General features: G+C 41.1%; 17 protein-coding genes. 7 read left to right on the top strand and 10 right to left on the bottom strand.

Annotated elements, in window-relative coordinates:
* Window positions 1-154: 154 nt before the first annotated feature.
* Both ACW689_RS18215 and ACW689_RS18210 read right to left on the bottom strand, forming a co-directional pair.
* A complete protein-coding gene (locus tag ACW689_RS18215) occupies window positions 155-2179 on the bottom strand; it encodes a TonB-dependent receptor plug domain-containing protein (protein ID WP_476293501.1) in 2025 nt (674 codons plus the stop codon).
* 224 nt (window positions 2180-2403) lie between these two features.
* Entirely contained in the window at window positions 2404-2622 is a 219-nt protein-coding gene (locus tag ACW689_RS18210) for a DUF1289 domain-containing protein (protein ID WP_476293499.1), read from the bottom strand.
* Between the two features lie 382 nt (window positions 2623-3004).
* On the opposite strand from ACW689_RS18210, the gene ACW689_RS18205 reads away from it, so the two are divergent.
* The 4 genes from ACW689_RS18205 to ACW689_RS18190 all read left to right on the top strand — a co-directional run bounded on the left by ACW689_RS18205 (window position 3005) and on the right by ACW689_RS18190 (window position 6635).
* Window positions 3005-3418: a hypothetical protein gene (locus ACW689_RS18205; RefSeq protein WP_476293497.1), complete on the top strand. Its 414-nt coding sequence runs from the start codon at window positions 3005-3007 to the stop codon at window positions 3416-3418.
* A 772-nt stretch (window positions 3419-4190) separates the two neighbouring features.
* Window positions 4191-5174, top strand: coding sequence for a hypothetical protein (locus ACW689_RS18200; protein ID WP_476293495.1), 984 nt, complete (start codon window positions 4191-4193; stop codon window positions 5172-5174).
* Window positions 5175-5185: 11 nt separating this feature from the next.
* Window positions 5186-6223 carry a radical SAM protein gene (locus ACW689_RS18195; RefSeq protein WP_476293494.1) on the top strand — a complete coding sequence of 346 codons (1038 nt, stop codon included), beginning with the start codon at window positions 5186-5188 and terminating at the stop codon, window positions 6221-6223.
* A complete protein-coding gene (locus ACW689_RS18190) occupies window positions 6207-6635 on the top strand; it encodes a hypothetical protein (protein WP_476293493.1) in 429 nt (142 codons plus the stop codon). Before ACW689_RS18195 ends, ACW689_RS18190 begins: the two co-directional genes overlap by 17 nt.
* A gap of 141 nt (window positions 6636-6776) precedes the next feature.
* Here ACW689_RS18190 and serS read toward each other — a convergent pair whose 3' ends face one another.
* The 6 genes from serS to lrp all read right to left on the bottom strand — a co-directional run bounded on the left by serS (window position 6777) and on the right by lrp (window position 13534).
* The gene (serS, locus tag ACW689_RS18185; RefSeq protein ID WP_476293491.1) at window positions 6777-8078 is read right to left on the bottom strand and encodes a serine--tRNA ligase; all 1302 of its coding nucleotides are present in this window, start codon (window positions 8076-8078) and stop codon (window positions 6777-6779) included.
* 9 nt (window positions 8079-8087) lie between these two features.
* Window positions 8088-8468 (bottom strand): fluoride efflux transporter CrcB, encoded by a 381-nt coding sequence (gene crcB, locus ACW689_RS18180; protein WP_476293490.1) that lies wholly within the window; start codon window positions 8466-8468, stop codon window positions 8088-8090.
* Window positions 8461-9801 carry a replication-associated recombination protein A gene (locus ACW689_RS18175; RefSeq protein WP_476293489.1) on the bottom strand — a complete coding sequence of 447 codons (1341 nt, stop codon included), beginning with the start codon at window positions 9799-9801 and terminating at the stop codon, window positions 8461-8463. The genes crcB and ACW689_RS18175 overlap by 8 nt, the downstream gene beginning before the upstream one ends.
* A 5-nt stretch (window positions 9802-9806) precedes the next feature.
* A complete protein-coding gene (lolA, locus tag ACW689_RS18170; protein WP_476293505.1) occupies window positions 9807-10436 on the bottom strand; it encodes an outer membrane lipoprotein periplasmic chaperone LolA in 630 nt (209 codons plus the stop codon).
* 5 nt (window positions 10437-10441) lie between these two features.
* Window positions 10442-12988, bottom strand: a complete 2547-nt coding sequence (locus tag ACW689_RS18165; protein WP_476293487.1) for a DNA translocase FtsK — start codon at window positions 12986-12988, stop codon at window positions 10442-10444.
* A gap of 66 nt (window positions 12989-13054) precedes the next feature.
* Window positions 13055-13534, bottom strand: coding sequence for a leucine-responsive transcriptional regulator Lrp (gene lrp, locus ACW689_RS18160; protein WP_190363691.1), 480 nt, complete (start codon window positions 13532-13534; stop codon window positions 13055-13057).
* Window positions 13535-13676: 142 nt separating this feature from the next.
* Here lrp and ald point away from each other — a divergent pair, with 142 nt between their 5' ends.
* On the top strand, window positions 13677-14798 hold the full coding sequence (ald, locus tag ACW689_RS18155; RefSeq protein ID WP_476293485.1) for an alanine dehydrogenase: 1122 nt from the start codon (window positions 13677-13679) through the stop codon (window positions 14796-14798).
* Window positions 14799-14969: 171 nt separating this feature from the next.
* Complete coding sequence (locus ACW689_RS18150) at window positions 14970-16031, top strand: Kelch repeat-containing protein (protein ID WP_476293483.1); 1062 nt, start codon at window positions 14970-14972, stop codon at window positions 16029-16031.
* A gap of 33 nt (window positions 16032-16064) precedes the next feature.
* On the opposite strand, the gene ACW689_RS18145 is transcribed toward ACW689_RS18150, so the two are convergent.
* Window positions 16065-17045 carry a DUF4382 domain-containing protein gene (locus ACW689_RS18145; RefSeq protein ID WP_476293481.1) on the bottom strand — a complete coding sequence of 327 codons (981 nt, stop codon included), beginning with the start codon at window positions 17043-17045 and terminating at the stop codon, window positions 16065-16067.
* Between the two features lie 391 nt (window positions 17046-17436).
* Between ACW689_RS18145 and ACW689_RS18140 the strand changes: the two genes are divergently transcribed.
* Window positions 17437-19305 (top strand): methyl-accepting chemotaxis protein, encoded by a 1869-nt coding sequence (locus tag ACW689_RS18140; RefSeq protein ID WP_476293479.1) that lies wholly within the window; start codon window positions 17437-17439, stop codon window positions 19303-19305.
* A 172-nt stretch (window positions 19306-19477) separates the two neighbouring features.
* Here the strand turns inward: ACW689_RS18140 and ACW689_RS18135 are convergent, their stop codons facing one another.
* Window positions 19478-19981 carry a metal-dependent hydrolase gene (locus ACW689_RS18135; RefSeq protein ID WP_476293478.1) on the bottom strand — a complete coding sequence of 168 codons (504 nt, stop codon included), beginning with the start codon at window positions 19979-19981 and terminating at the stop codon, window positions 19478-19480.
* Window positions 19982-20421: the final 440 nt, after the last annotated feature.

Genomic DNA, 20421 nt, shown 5'->3' with positions numbered 1-20421 from the left:
TCTAATGCTTTGTTGAAATCGAATTCTTGAGTCATGTGTCATTCCTGTTTTCCTAATATTACTGAAATGACACAGATTTCTAAACACTACCTCTAGTACACCGCGTCTAGTACAGCCTGGGTTAACTGCCGCTTTCCCCGTTATACAATCAGATTCAAAACTTATAACTAAACTGCAAACGTATATTTCTGGGTGCTTGTAAATATTTAACGGGTGAAGTGCCTCTGGCATTAGCATGGTATATTGTTTTATCGAATAGGTTTTCAACATATACACCATAAGTAAACTGCTTACTTTGTCTAAACAGGTGTAGATTAATTAAACTCCATGATGCAATTTCTTCTATTCCCGTTTCTTTTCCGCCTAGCTGGTTGGCTTCGGTGTATGTTTTTGCCCAGTGGTCGACAAAGCCCGCTATGCGCCACGTATTGCTCAAACTATACACAAGCCCCAGCTTAACTTTGTATTTAGGAATATTAAGTACCTCATTTTGCCCATTGACTGATTCCTCGTCCGGTTTTGCGTAGCGCAATCCCAGTTGCCCTTGCCAACGTTCGCCTTGAAATTTCAGCTGGTTTTCCCAGCCATAAACAGTGTGTTCTCCTGTTATTTTCGTACGCCACAGTCCCGTAATGGGATCCAGTAGTTTTTCATAAAAGTTTTCTACTTTCATATGATAAAGCGCAGAAATATTGGTCAGTTTTATATTTTCCCAAGCAAAGTTACGACTCCAATTGAGTTCAGTCATTTTCATTGTTTGAGACTCAAGTTCATCATCAACGACTAAATCAAATTCAAAAATTGTCGGCGGTCTGAATGCTTCGCCATATGTAAATTTAATGGCTTGCTCACTGTCTGGTTGATATACAACACTGGCTCTGGGTAAGTAAGCAGAATTGGTAAAATCTTGGCGATTGTATCGAAGCCCGCCACTGACTTTGAGAGACTTATCTTCCCAGCTAAAAGTTTTAGAGTACTGTCCATAGAAGGCATGTTTTTTAGATTTTTCTTTATCTGCAGCCCATTCTGGCGGCGTAAATAAAGTAACTTTGCCATTTAATTCACGGTATTTTACTTTCCTACCGATAACAGTACGCCAGCCATCATAGCCAAAAATCCAGTCTGTGTTTTCATCAACCTGATGCTGCCACTGTGTCGCCAATCGAATGCGATCGGAAGGCCCGATATCTTCACGCTCATTGTATTGAATTAAATCCCGGTAGCTTGTCGCGGTTTCTGGAATAATGGTAGTGAGTCTGTCTTTCTCTTTATATTCTCTGAAATAGCTCAATTCTATCGTGCCACTCCAACTCTTGTTGGGTAAAAACTGTTTTCCTAGATAGTAATTTTCGTAGCCTCGACGAGCGTCGTCGCCCGTCACGTAATCATAAGTTACCGCCTCAATGCCACTCACATTTTCAGCGCGACTGATATTTCCGCCAATATAAAGGTCTCGATACGTTATTTTGCCATCAAATGTATAATTGCGTTCGTTATTTCTGAATTCTTCAGAAGACAAGCTACGTAACCTATCCTTGCCACTACGGCTAAATTCTTGGGTATCAACGATAAATTCACGCAACTCGTCGTAGTTTTGGTCACTGCTAAAATAGCTCATGTTCAAAGCAAAATTCACTTCGCCTTGCCGATGGTGTAATAACACATTAGCGTGTTTAGTGCCGACCTCACCGAGCAATAAGTGCAACTCATTGTCTTGGCTACCCAAACGCGTGATTACATTGATCACTCCTTGTGTTGCATTGCCACCATACAAAGTCGAATTTGGACCTTGTAAAACTTCAACCCGCTCAATGCGACTGGCAGGAAAGTTATTCATAATAAAGGCTTCATTTGCCAACAAATTTTGCATTTCTCTACCGTCTATCAACATCAAGGTGCCCGACATATTGCCTGTAAAACCTCGCTGCCCTCCCGGTAACCAACTCCATTGATAGAAGTAATCTATATTCGGGATACTAGCGAGTACTTCTTTGAGATCACGCCAGCCATAGTTTTCGATATCAGAACGACTAACCACATAAACAGTCCCAGAGGAAGATAACCAAGGCTCACTTTTTCGTGCGGCCACAGTGACTTCTAATTGCTGTAGCTCTTCAACCGGTAAAGAAAAAATATCCAATGCGTCATCGCTTGGTTTTGCGTACACAGGCTTATACATGAAAAAAGGTATCAATAAAATTGTGCGTAGAGAGGCCATATAGCACTTAGTCAGTGAATATCTTGACAAAAAGTATAGTACATAAGTGCAATAGCTAAAGACGAGGCATAAAAGTCACACGCTCTTAAACAAAATCTGCGTAAATGCTCGTAATTAAAGTCAGTAACTATAACTCCAACTAAATCGCGCGAGCTCTTATATTAGTCAGCAGTGAAAACGGTGCTTCACTTTTTACCCGCATAATTTATATTCTTATTCCTTTTTGCTTTTCTTTGTTTGCAACGAGCAAGAATTTGACGACGTTGTTTTGAGTCACAATGACTCCAGTCCAATATCTCTGAAAGCGTTCTATAGCAACCCACGCACATGTCATCATCATCCAGACAGCAATTGCGTATGCATGGAGAAGCCACGAGTGCTCCACCGTTGTGTTCGTCACCCATATTCTAACCTTTTAATTCCAAACTAAGTGTAAAACTGAGCAAATAACAAACACAGCTTATGTACTTAGCTAAAGCGCATACTCTTGCAACTGACACATGATTTGTAAAAGAGTATTACATAGCAACTCGCAATAGAGACTGTTTATATAAAAGCGTGTCTGATCTGCTTATGATCGGCAAATCAGCCAAATAGAACCTTTTTATAATCATAAAACTTAACAATATTTACCCAGCCATTTCAGTAAACAGGATAGTCAACCATTAAAACATAAAAAACACACAAACCCTTACATAAAAAACATTTTTAAAACAAAAAATAAACATTAAAAAGTAGAGGCGCTGTATATGCGCGAGAAAAATCTTTAAACACAAGGATAAGAATATGAAAACTCTACTTGCAACTTCGATACTCTCACTTGGACTACTATCAGGTTCAGCAATGGCAAATTCAAGCGATGATGGCGTGTTAAAATACTCGTACAGCTTTGTTTATCTGAAGTGCCAGTCAGCGTCATGCGGCGGAATCGCCACTCGCTGGCATCCCATGAAAGTCTATTACAAGCAAATTGCTGGTATCCCACCACACAACGAAGTGCGCTTATATTGGAATAAAAATGAACCTGCTAATATTGCAGCTGGCCGCTATGAAGCACACACTGTAGGTGATTATTGCCCTGATGGCTCGCGCATGACGGCAAAATGGTTTTTAGGAAGTGATTTCAAACCAACTAGCGCAATCGCGACCGATTGTTCCGGTCAAGAACATACATACTCAGTTCACGAGTTCCATTTCTAAAATCAATATATCTAATTGCCCAACCAACCAACGAGCGTATAAGTTCGTTGGTTTTTTTCATCACATTGAAATAGACTCGGATTCATTTCCAATACATCTCAATTTATTTAAATTGCGTTTTACTTGAGAACTCAAATCCTAAATGCACAACTCGCTATTTTCGCTACTTTGCATGATTCATCGAATACCACCGCCGCTTCGGCTGCCATCCAATTACTACGAACACAATGGCATGTGATACTGTGGCCATCTTTAGCTTAATTCCTATTTCTCGATAGCCAAACCCTTGCATTAGTAAGCCTCAACCTAGTTTCTTTGTCCTTTGCACAACGGCTTGTAACCCATGATATCAACTCTTGTTTTTGGCTGTCACAGAGTATCACCAACAGATGATAGATCTCTATCCACCGTTTAAGCATGAGTACTGCACTTTATTATCTGAATTCGGGCCAAATAAACATCGAAAACATTGTTCATGAAGTTTCCCCATAAAATATAAAGAAAATTTGATAGAAAACAAAGGCTCTCCTTTGAGTGGATTAATTAAACTATATTTAAGAAATGGCGCACCTCCCCAACTAAAAAACATCAGAATAAAATAGTTCATAAAAACCGAAACCTTAAGAATCACAAAATTAAATATTTCATAAAATCAAATAAAAATTTGCACTCCCTCAATCTTTGATTATTCTTTTTCTCGAGCTGTTCATTATGTGCTGAACAGTGGAAGGAAAATTAACCTTATTAGGTAACTTAAAAAGGAATTTTAATCATGTCTAAAAATTTAAAAAAATCCTCATTGTCACTCGTGGGAGCATCACTGATCATCCCTGTTCAAGCTATTGCAAGTGAAGGTAACGCGCTTTACGGCACACCTGATAGCCTCAAAGAGTCAGTCAATCTCAATGAAATAAATAATATGTTAAGAATAAAAATAAAAGACACACAATTTTCAAATATTGAAAGTAAGTTAAATAAACTGATCAGGCGGTTATTTGAAGATCATGATTTTGCATCTCACTTCTCAGCAAATAAGTCGAAAATATATCAAGAGTTAGGAGTTAGTAAAGAACAGATAGAATCTGATCCAAATATTAAGGTGCTTGAGCTAATTGCACTCCCTGAATTTAGAAATGCGACTCAAAGACAAGATTTTGAACAATTATTATACATAATGATTGACAACGGACTACTTGGCAAAGACGAATTCAGCGCACTTGAAAAGAAATATGCTGACTTTTTAAATGAAAATAAATCAACGTATCAAGATGTTTTTGAAGAAAATGGTTTAACGGACCTTTCAAAACTAGCTAACAACATAGAACCGCAAATTTGTGTTACATGTATTTCGTTTGCGGCAGTTGCAGTCAATGTGGCAGCAGCATCGAACGTTGTCGCCGCAGTTGTTGCCGCAGTATATGCGGCTGTTTATCTGTGGGGTGGCACGTGTGAAAGTGCCCCTCACACTGAAAACACGGACGATACTAAACAATTTGGAACTGTTGCCTTAACCGATAAAAACATAGCAAAAAATAAAGATGCAGCAATGAATGCAGCCTACCTAGCTGGGTTTAATGGCTTTGAAAACTATATATACAGGGATCTAGCTAAGCTAGAAATAAAAGCGTTCTATAATGCAGCCTATCACATCGGGTTAATAAAAAATGAAGAAACTCTGTCGTTCATAATTGACAGCGCAATGGCAGAGATTGACTCATCACTAGAAGTTCCAAACTATAACCCTCAGTGTCTATAGGAAGGTGCAAAATGGAATTGCCATCACCGAAAACACTCACTATTTTGCCAACCTATAGGTGTACCGCTGCATGCAAAGAGTGCTGCTTTGAGTCAAACCCAAGCTTAAAATCAAAGCTAAGCCTTGACGAAATCTGTAACTGTATAAATGAAGCCGTGGCTACATTTCCTAAATTACAGAACGTAGTCTTTAGTGGAGGTGAGTGTTTTACGCTAAAAGATGACCTTTTTTCGGCTATCGCACTTGTGTCCTCCCATGCTTTAAAAAGCAGGTGCGTTACCAATGGTTACTGGGCAAAAACAACAAGCAGTGCGATGAAAATAGCAAAACAGCTGTCTGCAGCAGGGCTGTATGAAATTAATTTCAGTACTGGACTAGATCATCAGAAGTATGTAGATGAAAGTACGATCATTAACGCTGTAAAAGCCTGCGCTAGTTGTAATGTAAAGCCATTAATTATGGTTGAAAAAGATTCTCATGACTCTAGATGCAGAGCTTCCTTAGAGGAAAATGATGATATAAAGGAGTTACTCAGTAATAAAAAATTAATTATTAACAGTAATACATGGATGCCATTTCAAAAAGATTACACCGATCGTGGTTTTCAAATAGCCCTAGAAGAGCTTAATACTGGTTGCGAACAAGTCTTTGAAAACATTGTTATTACACCACATGGTCGAATATCTAGCTGCTGTGGGCTAACATTCGAACATATCAATGAAATGAAAATTGGTCATATTTACAAGAAGGACTTTTTAAAGGTCGCCCATGAATCTCAACTAGAAGATTTTTTAAAAATATGGATAAAAGTTGATGGTCCAGCTAGAGTCATAACATTACTCATGGGAGACGATTACATTGCAAACAATATAGGAACAGTGAATCATAATTGCCAAGCGTGCGTATATTTACACAAAGATGAAAAGATACTGAAAACGTTAAAGCAAAGATACCCAGAGTTTTTACCTAGTGTAATGCTTAGATATAAGGCAAAAAATGGATTAGATTCTCGTCTAAATAACAGGAGTAAATATGGAAGGTTATTATAATGTTCAGTATGGATTCTCATTTTTATTTATCATAACATTAATTATAGTTATTGCAGTTTTCATAATTAAAAGTAATAGCATTATCGCCTATTTTTTATTTGCTGTTTCATTTGCGATATCTGTAAATTTTTACAGCCTAAGTATTAATGTTTCTAATAGCGAAATAAAATGGAAAATGGGGCTAGGGTTAATTTCTGGTAGTATTGAAATAGCTCAAATTGAGCAAGTTAACTCCGTTAGCAATCCTTGGTATGCTGGCTGGGGTATAAGAGAGATCAGCAATGGTAAGCTTTATAATGTGTCGGGGTTTAAAGCGGTTCATATTAAAATGAAAGATGGAAAAAACGTTCGATTAGGTACAAATGAACCTGACAAACTCGAATCGGCCATTAAGAGTATGTTGACTAATTGATAGATAAATTTTAAATGCCGCTTTTTCTAGGCAAAATAAAATAAGCTTCGATTCGTTCTTTAATTGAAAATCAATAAGAAAATATAATAAAAAAGCGCCCATTTTATCATGGGCGCTTTTTTACTTAATAAGTGCAGTTTATTAACTGATCACTTCTAATCCGCCCATATATGGACGAAGCACTGATGGCACAACCACACTGCCGTCTGCTTGTTGATAGTTCTCTAAGATAGCTACCAAAGTACGACCTACGGCTAAACCAGAGCCGTTTAATGTGTGAAGTAGCTCAGGTTTTTTCTCGCCTTGACGGCGGAAACGTGCTTGCATACGACGCGCTTGGAAATCCCACATGTTTGAACATGAAGAGATCTCACGGTAAGTATCTTGCGCTGGCAGCCAAACTTCTAAGTCATACGTTTTTGTTGCACCAAAGCCCATATCACCTGTGCACAGCACTACTTTGCGGTATGGTAGTTCTAATGCTTGTAGAATTTGCTCTGCATGACCTGTTAACTCTTCCAGTGCTGCCATTGAATCTTCTGGTTTAACAAGCTGTACCAATTCAACCTTATCAAACTGGTGCTGACGAATAAGACCACGAGTATCACGACCATAACTGCCCGCTTCACTTCTGAAACAAGGCGTGTGTGCCGTCATACGGATTGGTAATTCTTTTTCATCATAAATTTCATCACGTGCACAGTTAGTCAGTGGCACTTCCGCTGTTGGGATCAAACTAAAGCCATCTTGCTCAACACCATCATCGCTGATTAAGCCTTTGGTGTGGAATAAGTCTTCAGCAAACTTAGGTAATTGGCCCGTGCCATATAAGCTGTCTTTGTTCACAAGGTAAGGTACATACATTTCTGTATAGCCGTTCTTATCTGTGTGCGTATCTAACATAAATTGCACAAGTGCGCGGTGCATACGAGCAACACCACCACGCATCACAGTGAAACGCGAGCCACTTAACTTAACACCAGTTTCGAAATCTAGGCCCTTGCCTAACGCTTCACCTAAATCCACATGATCTTTTACTTCAAAATCAAACTGTTTTGGTTCACCCCATTTCAATACTTCAACGTTATCATCTTCGTCTTTACCTGCTGGTACTTCTTCTGCTGGTAAATTTGGCAGTGACATTGCGATGTCGTTTAACTGCGCAAGAATGTTATCTTGCTGCGTTTTAGCTGCTGCTAATTGGTCGCCAAGGTTTGCTACTGCATCTAACAAAGGTTGTACGTCCTCACCTTTTGCTTTTGCTTGACCAATGGCTTTGGAACGGCTGTTACGCTCACTTTGTAATTCTTGAGTTTGAGTTTGTAATGCCTTGCGCTTTTCTTCTAGCGCATTGATTGCTTCAACATCCAGATCAAAGCCACGCTTTGCTAAGCGTGCCGCTGCTTCTGCAATGTCTTGACGTAAGTATTTTGAATCTAACATTTGCTATTTTTAACCTTTTTGCATGACCAAGCAAAGGCCCAACCAAGCCATAAAAATACACACAACCACGTTGAGTGTGACATTAAGAGCCATTTTCAGAACCTGCCCTTGTTGAAGCAACAATACAGAGTCCATGGAAAATGTTGAAAACGTTGTTAATGCGCCCAAAAATCCAATACCGACTAAAGTTTTGGCTGGGCTGACGGTAATAACTTGTTTTTCTATTAAACCGTAAAGAATGCCCATTAACAGTGAACCGAGAATATTAACGGTCAATGTACCAAAAGGGAATCCCTTACCCAAGAGTTTTAGCATTATATCGTTAATGAAAAGTCTCAGACAGGCACCCAGTGCGCCGCCAAGAGCAATGGTGAGGTACATTTTAATCATCCTGATACCTTTTTTGCTCACTTTGTTGATTTTGTTGCTCTAGGTACTCTAATTTGGTTTTTATCTGTTTCTCAAGGCCGCGCTCCGTTGGAAAGTAGTATTGTCTATCTTTGATACTTTCTGGGAAATAATTTTCACCCGCGGCAAAAGCACCGGGCTCACTGTGCGCATATCGATACTCATCACCGTAACCCAATTCTTTCATTAATTTTGTGGGGGCGTTCCTAAGGTGCGCAGGTACTTCATGATCAGCATCGCTCATAGCATCTTGCTTGGCTTGATTAAATGCCATATATACAGCATTACTTTTTGGCGCACTTGCCAGATATATCGTTGCTTGAGCAATGGCTCGCTCCCCTTCACTAGGACCTACGCGTTGATAAATATCCCATGCATTAAGCGCCACTTGCATCGCTCTTGGATCAGCATTCCCAATATCTTCAGTGGCAATCGCAAGTAAGCGCCTGGCGACATAAAGTGGATCGCCCCCCCCTGCCAGAATGCGACAATACCAATACAAAGCGGCATCTGGGCTACTGCCTCGCACCGACTTATGAAATGCGGAAATCAAATCGTAATACAGGTCACCACCCTTATCGTATTTAGCTAAATGGCTTGGTAATACATGCACCAATACCTGTTCATTTATCAAAATTTGATTATCTTTGTGCTGTGCCAAATCGATGGCTTGCTCCAACAAGTTAAGCGCCTTACGTGCATCACCAGAGCTGGCTTTAGCCAGCGCTAAAAGAGCCTGAGCACTAATGGAAACCTCAAGTTGACTGAGCTGTTCATCTTGTTCAAGCGCACGATTAAGCACACAGACAAGCTCGTCCTCGCTCAAAGCCTTCAAGGTATAAACTCTCGCTCGAGATAAAATCGCGTTATTTAATGCAAAGCTAGGGTTTTCCGTGGTCGCGCCAATAAAAATAAAAGTGCCGTCTTCAATGTGAGGTAGAAATGCGTCTTGCTGAGATTTATTAAAGCGATGTACTTCGTCAACAAACAACAAAGTACGTTGTCCTTGAGACAACCGATTCTTGGCTTCAACGACCGCTTCACGAATTTCTTTAACGCCCGAAGTAACAGCAGATAATCTGGTTAATTGCGCACTAGCATGATGAGCAATAATTTCAGCTATCGTCGTTTTACCCACGCCCGGTGGACCCCAAACAATTAAGCTGTGGCAACGCCCTGCTTCAATCGCTTTATATAGCGGCTGATCCGAACTGAGGATATGTGATTGACCAATATATTGCGCCAAACAAGTTGGCCGCATACGTGCGGCCAATGGTCTAACATCTGGGGCAAAATCAAAACCCAAATTACTCAAAAGAATTACTCACCTTGTGTTTGGTCATCAACAATGACGTCCTCAGGCATAGCAAATATGAATAGTGTTGGGTCAAGTTCTGCATTTAATTTGCTCCCTTTAAAACTAAACGTAGATAACTGCCCCGACACATCTTTCACACTCATAGATTTTAACGTGGCTTGCTCAGCAAATACCAATTCCAGTGCTTCCACCTGAGACTCGACACCTTGGTTTGGGGTGATCTTATAGCCAATATCCGTCTGAGCAACTTGGTATTTAGACCACTGCTCCTCAGAGCGTGTCGTCAATAACACAAACGGCGTTGTGTTAATAAGACTTGTGGTTTTCATCACTGTAACTTGCTCAGCAAACGTATCGTAATAATAAGTTTTACTGCCATCCGATACTAACAAGGTTTCATCGGGTTGTTGCTGTTGCCAACGAATTTTCAAAGGATGCGCCAGTGCAATTTTGCCAGTGCCTTGTTGTAAAATAGACCCTTCTTCATCAGTTACTTGCTGTGCGAACTGAGCTTGAAACGTATTAATTTTTTCAAGCTTTATCTTTAAATCATTAGCAGCATCCGCAAACGCATGACCGCTAAGTGCAATACTTGCACATAACGCTGCTGCTTTAATCATAACCTGTTTCATTCTCATTAACTTGCTCCTCTCGGTACGAGTACTTCTCGAGCACCATTATGACCGGGCGCACTCACCACGCCCGATGCTTCCATTTGTTCAACCAAACGCGCAGCACGATTATAACCCACACGGAGCTTGCGCTGCACACTCGATACTGAAACCTTACCCGACTCAATCACAAAGCCAACTGCTTCGTCATATAACGGATCTGACTCATCATCACCACCTTCTGGTGCTTCACCTGGTAATAAAATATCTTCAGTGGCATCACCACATAAAATTTCCTCTATGTAGTTAGGTTTGCCTCTAGCTTTCCAGTCATTGACCACGGCATGTACTTCATGATCATCAACAAAAGCACCGTGGACACGTACAGGTACACTTGTGCCTGGGGGCAAGTAAAGCATATCACCCATACCTAATAGGTTTTCTGCACCTTGCTGATCCAAAATTGTTCTTGAATCTATTTTACTCGACACTTGGAACGCCATTCGGGTCGGAATATTTGCTTTAATCAAACCTGTAATTACATCAACAGACGGACGTTGCGTTGCAAGTACTAGGTGAATACCTGCTGCACGGGCTTTTTGTGCAATACGCGCAATAAGCTCTTCAACTTTTTTGCCCACGATCATCATCATGTCAGCAAATTCGTCAATCACAACCACAATACTTGGCAGCTTATCTAGCTCTTGTGGGCCTTCAGCCATACCATCGGTGTCTTTAAATAATGGGTCTAGAATTGGTTGACCTGCGGCCTTAGCGTCCAACACTTTTTGATTGTAACCTTTTAAGTTACGCACTCCCAATGCCGACATCAGCTTGTAACGGCGCTCCATCTCACCCACACACCAGCGTAATGCATTGGCAGCTTCTTTCATATCCGTCACAACTTCACACAATAGATGTGGAATACCTTCATACACTGAAAGCTCAAGCATCTTCGGGTCTATCATGATCATGCGTACATCTTCAGGTGGTGACTTATACAGTAAGCTTAATATCATAACATTAACGCCCACTGACTTACCTGAACCAGTTGTACCTGCAACCAGCAAGTGTGGCATTTTCGCTAAATCAGCCACCACAGGTTGACCTGCAATATCTTTACCCAACACCATAGTCAATGGTGACGCGTTTTGTTCAAATTTTGGCGCATTAATCACTTCAGATAGACGCACAATTTCACGGTGCTTGTTCGGAAGCTCAAGACCAACATAGGTTTTACCCGGGATAACTTCTACAACACGAACACTCACGGCAGAAAGCGAGCGCGCTAAGTCTTTCGCAAGGCCTGTGATCTTAGCCACTTTAATACCAGGCGCCAAATCCAGCTCAAACCGAGTGACAACAGGGCCCGGATATACACCAACCACACTTGCTTGAATGTTAAAGTCTAATAACTTGACTTCCACCAGTCGTGAAACAGCATCCAGTTCTTCTTTAGATATCGGATTTTTCTGTTTATCAGGCCTATCAAGCAAGTCCAATGAAGGAAGTGGGTCCATAGGGGGACGTTCTTCCAATAATGCTTCGAATTTTTCTTTTGCTGATGGCTCAGGTTTAAAGGTAGATTGTGGCTGTGCTGGACTCGCAGGCTTAAGTGGCCTTGCAGGAGAGACCACCGTTGTTTGCTTAACAGGCTCTGCGGCTGACTCATCCAATGCATTGAGCGCTGAAGCAGTATCAAAGCCTTCATCATCAATGGCAGAAAAATTAATTTCCTGTTCAAGAATATCGTCTAGCTCATCAAACACAGATGGATCATGAGGCTCACCGATAATTGGCGGTACTTTTTCTTCCACCTTTTCTTTTTTGGAAAACAGCTTTTCTTTTAAGCTGAGTGGCTTAGGCTCAATTTCGTTATTGGTAACGAGATTATCATCAGGCACGATTTCGTTCAATTCGACATCTTGCTCTGCAATATCATGTGCGCGATCTGAGTCACTTACTGATAACTGCGATTGTGATTCTTGTCGCGCTGCCAATTTGGCGGAGAGCCATTTGAAAAACTGCACCACTTTTTCACCTAGATAGTCGACAAACTCAACCCATGACACGCCTGTGAGTAAAGTTAAACCAGCAAAGAAAAAGCAAAGCAATAAAATGGATGTACCGGTGAAGTTAAATGCAGGCATCATCGCCCCAGCAATAACATCACCCACTACCCCACCAGAAGAAACACTAAAAATATCATCAAAGTTAATACTACTAATGGCACTGGCAGAGGTAATAAACAAAGTTAGGCCAATAACACGTAAACCAAGAGTTGTGTAATCAAGTTGGAAAATTTTGTGCGGTTTTTTGAATAATAAGTAGCCCAATATTTGAATACCCGCAGGCACCAAAAAGGCCAACCAACCTAAGCTGACAAGTAAAATATCAGCAACCCAGGCACCAGCCGAACCTGTAATGTTTTTAACTTGAACATACTCACTAGTTTGAGACCACGCTGGGTCTGCTGGGTCAAAACTGATCAGCGCACACAAAATAAAAATGGCGGCTGCTGTACTCACTATCAATCCGGTTTCAAGGAGGCGTTGTACACCATTTAGACGCATACTGCGTTTTCCTCTATTTTTGTTCTTTTATTAACAATTTATAGGCACACCTTAGCAAGAAAAGGCTTATGGTGCATAGGGTTTTATTATTTCCCCTTCTTCCCCTTTAACCTCTTCCATGACCACATAAGTGCGACTTTCACTCACATTGGGTAATTTTAATAAAATTTCACCTAACACGCCTCTATATTCTGACATGTCGGTCACGCGCGTTTTTAGTAAAAAGTCGAAATTTCCTGATACAAGATGGCATTCAATGATTTCGTCGTGCTGACGAACCGCTTGATTAAACCGATCAAAAACATCAGGAGAGTTCTTATTTATAGTAATTTCTACGTAGACGAGCAGCCCTTGACCTAGTTTAGCAGGATCCACTACCGCTTTATAACCGCGAATAAACCCTTCCCGTTCAAGTTTTTTTACTCTTTCTAAGCATGGCGTAGCGCTCAAACCTATGCGCCGTGCGAGTTCAACGTTAGAAATCCGACCATCTTTTTGTAGTTCGACTAAAATTTTTCTGTCAATTCGATCTAATTGTTGATGCATTCTGGATAGTTTTTTCTACTGTTTCAGATAAAACATTAGTATATAACACTACTATTGGCGTGTAAAAAGGTAGGACACACTAGTGTGGCATACATATAATAGTCGAAAATTTTATCCCGTTCTATTTCAGAGGCGATTTATTATGATTATCGGTGTACCTAAAGAGATAAAAAACCACGAGTACCGTGTAGGTATGGTTCCTGCGAGCGTTCGTGAATTAATTAATCACGGCCACCAAGTTATCGTTGAAACGAATGCTGGTATCGGCATTGGCTTCACTGATGAAGATTATGTTGAAGTTGGCGCAACTGTATTAAACACAGCTGCTGAAGTATTTGCACAAGCAGATATGATCGTAAAAGTAAAAGAGCCTCAAGCAGTAGAGCGCGCTATGTTGCGTGAAGGTCAAATCCTGTTCACATACCTTCACTTAGCACCAGATCTTCCACAAACTGAAGACCTAGTTAAGAGCAAAGCTATCTGTATCGCATACGAAACTGTGACTGACGTACGCGGTGGTTTACCACTTCTAGCGCCAATGTCTGAAGTTGCAGGTCGCATGTCAATTCAAGCAGGTGCTCAGGCGCTTGAGAAATCACGCGAAGGTCGCGGTATGCTGTTAGGTGGTGTACCAGGTGTTGAGCCAGCGAAAGTGGTTGTTATCGGTGGTGGTATGGTAGGTCGTAACGCTGCTCAAATGGCAGTAGGCCTAGGTGCTGACGTAACGATCCTTGACCGCAACATTGATGTGCTTCGTTCACTTAACGCGCAGTTCGGTAGCCAAGCAAAAGCGGTTTACTCAACTGCAGATGCGCTTGAAAAGCACGTACTAGAAGCTGACTTAGTCATTGGTGGTGTATTAATTCCTGGTGCTGCTGCGCCGAAACTAGTTACCGCTGAGCACATCAAAGCGATGAAGCCAGGTGCTGCAATTGTTGACGTTGCTATCGACCAAGGTGGTTGTATCGCAACTTCTAAAGCAACAACACACGCTGAACCAACATATATCGTTGATGACGTTGTTCACTACTGTGTAGCCAACATGCCAGGTGCTGTACCACGCACTTCGACGTTTGCACTAAATAACGCAACATTGCCTTACATCATCAAGTTAGCTAACAAAGGCTACAAAGCTGCATTACTTGAAGACAAGCACTTTATGGATGGCTTGAACGTACTTAACGGTCAAATCACTTGTAAAGAAGTTGCTGAAGGTTTCAACATGGAATATGTTGATCCACGTGCTGCACTAGAAAACGCTTAATTCATTTAAGCAATAAACCCATGCTTTTGCATGGGTTTTTTTATGTCTACACCCCACACAGCAAACAGTTTGATAAAACTTCATTCACCTTTGTTTACAATAATAAAAAAGTTCTATTGAATATCGTCTTCAATTTGCTAACCTTTTCGAATGTACCTAAAAAGGATATGTATGGAACGTCGAACATTCATGAGCAATTTTGCTCAGTTGGCCCTGTTAACAATGCTCCCCAGTGCGCTTGCAAATACAACCGCAAGCGGTACGGCACATTGGCACAACAAGCCTCACCTTCCCAAGCATTTACAAGAACTTTACCCATGCTTATTTGGTAAACACCTTGTGGTGGCGGGTGCACTCGAGTTAGCCGATGCTGAACAAGGTACAATGGGCGTAATGAATGCTTCGAACGCATGTTATTTATTTGATCTAGTTAAGCAACAGTGGCGTTATGGTCCTTTTCTTCCCGTGCGTAGACACCATTTAGGACTTGTTAGCACTGAACACGGTATACTCGCTGTTGGCGGTTTTGCTGCAAGCAAGTCAGATCCATGGCAAGCCTGCGCTGATACATTTTTGCTATCCCGATTAAGCGGACATTGGCATAGCTCTATTCCGCTACCTTCTCCCCAAGCTGAATCTGGTTACGCCAATATCGCAGGAAATGCCCACGTTATTTCAGGCCGAGGAATTGTGCATGGTCGTCTCACAGATGTTGCAGAGCATGTATTTTTTGATGGCACTAAATGGCAATATGCCGCGCCCGCGCCTTTGCCTAGAAACTCGGGTGCATGCGTAAGCATGGATAGAGGGTGTTTACTGATTGGTGGTCGTATCCAAGAAAAAAATCATGAAAACCAATCCCGAGTCGATTTTTACGACCAACGCTCAGATCGATGGTTTGAATTAGCCCCGATGCCACAAGCTTGTGCAGGGATCGCTGCGGCTAAAAAAGACAATAAAATCTATGTTTTTGGTGGAGAACAATACAATTTAATCTCTAATCATAATTCAGTACCTATTATGAAAAGTAAAACTTTTAACAAAATTTGGGAATATGACTTTTCAAGAGATCGTTGGCAAGCTTTACCCATTACCATGACCACTACTCGCCATGGGTTGGGCGCGGTGACCACCAATGAAGGCATATACCTTATCGGTGGTGCGAAACGCCCCGGGGGAGAAATGACAACGAATTATGTCGAGCTGCTTAGCTTCAATAAGCATCAAACGTAATTACTTCTTTTAGTCTTCCAATTGACTCAGGCCTCACGGCTCAACCGAGAAATCGACCCCTGTATTTTCAGTAATCGTTAGTGGCTTAACTTGATATAAACTAAATGCCGCTTCTTGTGTTTCTGCATCATCAATATGACCAACACAACTATAACCAACTTTATATGTCCCAGCTTGAACGAAACCGATGGCATAGTTGTTTTGCTCATCAACAGTTGCGGTTGCGATTGGAGAGTTTACGTTAACAACGTCAGTTTCAAATATATCACTCGGCTCAATGGCCTCTTCACTATATAAATAAGCCACTTGTTTGTATTCACCATTCGTCGGCGCCAAGTCAATATTGTCGGCAATACATGCATTACTCAGTTCTGCGCTTATTGCACCTGATAGCGTATAGGTTTGTGATACATTTTCTAAACGCACAGCTGTAGGTTTAAGATAAACAGTTACCTCATTTTTGGAAGTAACCAGCGAGCGATTTAAATCAAATTCAAGAACAAGCGAGTTTTCATCCTCATTAATTGTTATTTCATTTATTTGTATTTCACCTACCCCATCATTTCCTTTACGTTTTACATCTAGTGGAACACGTGTATCGTCGTTGTAAACGATGTGAGAACCGAGCTCTACATTTTCCACGCTCGTGCCATTGATGATATTGGCCCTAAGCCATTCATAATCACCCGCATCAAGGTTTACACCACTTAATAGCGGAAATATCTCATCTCCCGTGTATTGAAGTAAGTTAATTTGTGTTGGGTTACCATTTTCATCTTTGGTATCGAATACACTTGTCGCACTTGCGTTTTTCAAGGAAATGCCATCAATCACAATGTTTACGGCTTTTACATTTGTAACAGCTGCATCCGAAACCCCCAAAGTCATTGATGTTTTCTGACCTGTGCTGGCCTCTTGTGAGGTATTTGAAGCATTGCCTGACCTGCTTGAGCCGCCACAGGCGCTAAGCAATAAAACAGCCCCTAAAGGTAAAATATAAGTTAATTTAAACATGTATTACCTCCTTTATAATTCAAAAAATAACAATACTAACTATACAAAATGCACCTGAACATGCGTTTAATAGGTATAAACAACTAAAACCAAAAAAAACCAATACTTTGTGCCTAAACTTTAAAAGCGGCTTTACAGCACAGCGTGGTAGCTGACGACTATTTGCTAACATAAGTTAGCCAAAGGGCGTGTAAGAATGTGTGCTCGCGACAACATGAAATCGATGATTTAACTCTTTCCACATGTGTAACGTACTTATTACATTATAAATTTTTAACCTCACCTAAAAGATTTAAAGTTTTGCAATATCTGGTACATTAAACTGAAACTAGCATTGCAAGTTTTTGTTAATGTTTTACATTTAAATGATGTCGAGTGTTGGAGATGTGCCGTGAAGTTCAAACACAAAATTGTAATCGTATCCTCGTTAGTTTTATTTCTGGCGCTCAGCGTTTTATCAATCAAACAATATTTTTCAATTAAACAAAATTTAGAACAACAAGTTGGTCATAATATCAATGAGATAATCCAAGGGATCAGCAACACGGTCACTGCAAAGATGCAAGGCAGTGTTGATCTGGCTTCATTGACCACGTCCCTTGTATCAGAAACCAACTCTTTGCAAGAAGCATATCCTATTTTGGCGCAACCAAAATTGTCTGATAAATTTCTGCTGATTGGCTATGGCGAAGAAAATACGGGTAAATATGTTGCCAGCGATCCATCGTGGAACCCAGGTCCAACTTGGGACCCGCGCAAACGGCCTTGGTATACAGATGCAAAAGACGCAGGTAAGCTGATTGTCACTGCACCCTATGCAGATTCAGTAAGCAAAGAGATCGTCGTATCAATTGGCACCCCAGTGACCAAGCAAGGTCGATTCCACGGCGCGATATTTTATGATGTAAGCTTGGCAGAGCTAGGCAATATGATTAACTCATTCAACCTATTCGGCGCTGGCTTTGCCTTCATGGTCAGTACTGACGGTACTATCATTTCTCACCCTGATGTCAGCCTAAACGGCGACAAGGCGGTGAAATTTTTGGGTGATACGCAATTTAGCAGCGACATGCAGGCAATTAGTTTGAATGGCGTGGAGTACCTCGTTGACTTCCAAAAGGTAGATGGTTTTGACTGGCTAGTTGGTGTCGCACTTGAAAAAGAAAAAGTGTTTGCTGCCGTCTCTGATCTAACACAGGACTCCGTATTATTTACCGTGCTATTTGTAGTTATTAGTATCATTGTGTTGTCTTTGGTCGTAAACCTCCTTCTTAAACCCCTCGAAGATATAAACGATGCGATGGCAAATATTGCCCAAGGTAATGCCGACCTGACAGTAAGGCTCAATACCAATAGCGATCCTGAATTCTCAGCACTCGCTGAAAACTTCAACTTATTTACTGCTCGGCTACAACAGCTGATTGCCGATATTCAGGTACTTGGTCGTGAAATTTTACAAGACGCAAAACAAACGTCTTCAGGCGCGAATCAATCGAGCAACGCCATCTCAAGACAGCTGAAATCGCTGAACTCCTTGGCAACAGCCACTGAACACATGGCTGAAACAGAGCTTCGAGTAGCCAACTCAGCACAAGAAGCTGCAGACGCAATTCAAAAAACCGACACAGCTGCGGTGGAAGGTCAAAAAATCGTGATGCAAACCACAGATACCATTGCCAATCTATCTGAACAGATCTCAACGGCGGTAGATGTAGTAAATGATTTAGAAGTATCCACCAGCGGCATTGAACAGATCCTATCGGTGATCAACGGTATCGCCGAGCAAACTAACCTACTGGCACTCAATGCTGCGATTGAAGCGGCACGCGCGGGTGAATCAGGCCGCGGGTTTGCAGTCGTTGCAGATGAAGTAAGAACGCTGGCACAACGCACCCAAGAAGCCACTACAGAAATCAAGTCAATGATTGATCAGTTACAAGCTGGAGCAGTTAATGCGGTTCAAGTGATGAAACAGAGTCAATCCATTGTAGAAAAAACCGTTGGTAAAGCGGATGAAACCAGTGACTCACTGCAAGCAATTCGTCAAGCCATTGAGCACATCGTGCAGCTCAATGTGCAAATTGCCGATATGTTAAATGAACAGCGTCAGGTAGTCAGCGAAGTCAATTCAAACGCAATGGAGATCCGCAACATCTCTGACATGGTGTTTAATGAAGCCAAAACCGTTGACCATACAATGCAAAGTCAGGTTGACAAAATCACCGAGCAAGAAAACATGCTTGAGCAATTTAAAGTTTAACAGTAACCCTCCCCCTCGTTTTATTGCTAGGTTTGAGCAAACACAACAAACCTAGCACCTCAAATAAACACACACGCCGCACTATCCTTATTCTAGGCAAATATATTGCCCTTCCACTTGTTCAACTAACCGACATTGATGTTGGTCGCTCACACTACCAACTTCAGTGACCTTATTTGTTGGATTTGTTAGTGCGCCACTGAATAAAGTAAAACAAACCGGCACCTAACAAGCCACTGTACAAACACACCTTATGTAAACTACTTATCGACATATAATTTAACAACGGGTTGTATAATGAAAACGGAAAAAACGGTTGCACGTCACCGTGCATAATGCCATCTAAAACCACGTGACTAAAACAGCCAATAAAGGCGCTAATAAAGACCACTAGCCAAGATATATTAATTGGATTGGCTTTTTTAGAAATACCTAAAATGCGTAAGCCAAATTCAGACAAATACTTGCCCGTTAACGCTGCTAACACAGCGATTAAAGATCCACCCAGAAAGGTATGAGAAAAGCCATGAACGTGCCCATGGCCATGAAGCATGACCCACAATGGTTGCAGATCCATCACTATCTGTGACCAACCAAATACCATCAAGCTAAAACTACCTTGTAGCAACGCTTTTACAAATATCCCAACGCCCATATGAAATGGTGTAAACGGCATAAACTCTCCTTGTGAATTTTGCGCCTATTTAAGGTAAGTGCAACCCTACCATATCCCCTAAGTCCCTGCAGCTAAAACATAAAAGGCGGATTCAAGATGAGTTGTGTTGAAACAAGTAGACAGCGATAAGTAGGTCAAATCAAGGGCGAAGAAACGCCATCCGATATTGAGGACGACAAAGTCAAACCTAATCCACGATAAGACCATACCACTAGGCGACAGAGCAAATATCCATACGTAAAACGATACACTGCTGAAACTTGTAGCTCATTAAATACAAGTAAATAAGAGAAATAAGTGACACCCATCACAATACAAGTAAATAAGAGAAATAAGTGACACCCATCACTATTGATATCCAAGCTGAGGCAGTAAAATAAAAAGTAAAAGAAATAAAAACGTATAAAAATACTCCAATCACTGGGTTGGGTACAAACACA

Source organism: Pseudoalteromonas sp. ABE4_541, assembly GCF_056312285.1.
This window is presented reverse-complemented; position numbering and strand designations above follow the sequence as displayed.

Bases quoted from the DNA above. Each gene is read 5' to 3' on its own strand.
- lolA (WP_476293505.1), bottom strand. From the start codon at position 10,436: ATGAAACAGGTTATGATTAAAGCAGCAGCGTTATGTGCAAGTATTGCA.
- ACW689_RS18195 (WP_476293494.1), top strand. From the start codon at position 5,186: ATGGAATTGCCATCACCGAAAACACTCACTATTTTGCCAACCTATAGG.
- ACW689_RS18145 (WP_476293481.1), bottom strand. From the start codon at position 17,045: ATGTTTAAATTAACTTATATTTTACCTTTAGGGGCTGTTTTATTGCTT.
- ACW689_RS18210 (WP_476293499.1), bottom strand. From the start codon at position 2,622: ATGGGTGACGAACACAACGGTGGAGCACTCGTGGCTTCTCCATGCATA.
- ACW689_RS18135 (WP_476293478.1), bottom strand. From the start codon at position 19,981: ATGCCGTTTACACCATTTCATATGGGCGTTGGGATATTTGTAAAAGCG.
- ACW689_RS18190 (WP_476293493.1), top strand. From the start codon at position 6,207: ATGGAAGGTTATTATAATGTTCAGTATGGATTCTCATTTTTATTTATC.
- serS (WP_476293491.1), bottom strand. From the start codon at position 8,078: ATGTTAGATTCAAAATACTTACGTCAAGACATTGCAGAAGCAGCGGCA.
- ACW689_RS18165 (WP_476293487.1), bottom strand. From the start codon at position 12,988: ATGCGTCTAAATGGTGTACAACGCCTCCTTGAAACCGGATTGATAGTG.
- ACW689_RS18215 (WP_476293501.1), bottom strand. From the start codon at position 2,179: ATGTATAAGCCTGTGTACGCAAAACCAAGCGATGACGCATTGGATATT.
- ACW689_RS18200 (WP_476293495.1), top strand. From the start codon at position 4,191: ATGTCTAAAAATTTAAAAAAATCCTCATTGTCACTCGTGGGAGCATCA.
- ACW689_RS18150 (WP_476293483.1), top strand. From the start codon at position 14,970: ATGGAACGTCGAACATTCATGAGCAATTTTGCTCAGTTGGCCCTGTTA.
- crcB (WP_476293490.1), bottom strand. From the start codon at position 8,468: ATGATTAAAATGTACCTCACCATTGCTCTTGGCGGCGCACTGGGTGCC.
- ACW689_RS18205 (WP_476293497.1), top strand. From the start codon at position 3,005: ATGAAAACTCTACTTGCAACTTCGATACTCTCACTTGGACTACTATCA.
- lrp (WP_190363691.1), bottom strand. From the start codon at position 13,534: ATGCATCAACAATTAGATCGAATTGACAGAAAAATTTTAGTCGAACTA.
- ald (WP_476293485.1), top strand. From the start codon at position 13,677: ATGATTATCGGTGTACCTAAAGAGATAAAAAACCACGAGTACCGTGTA.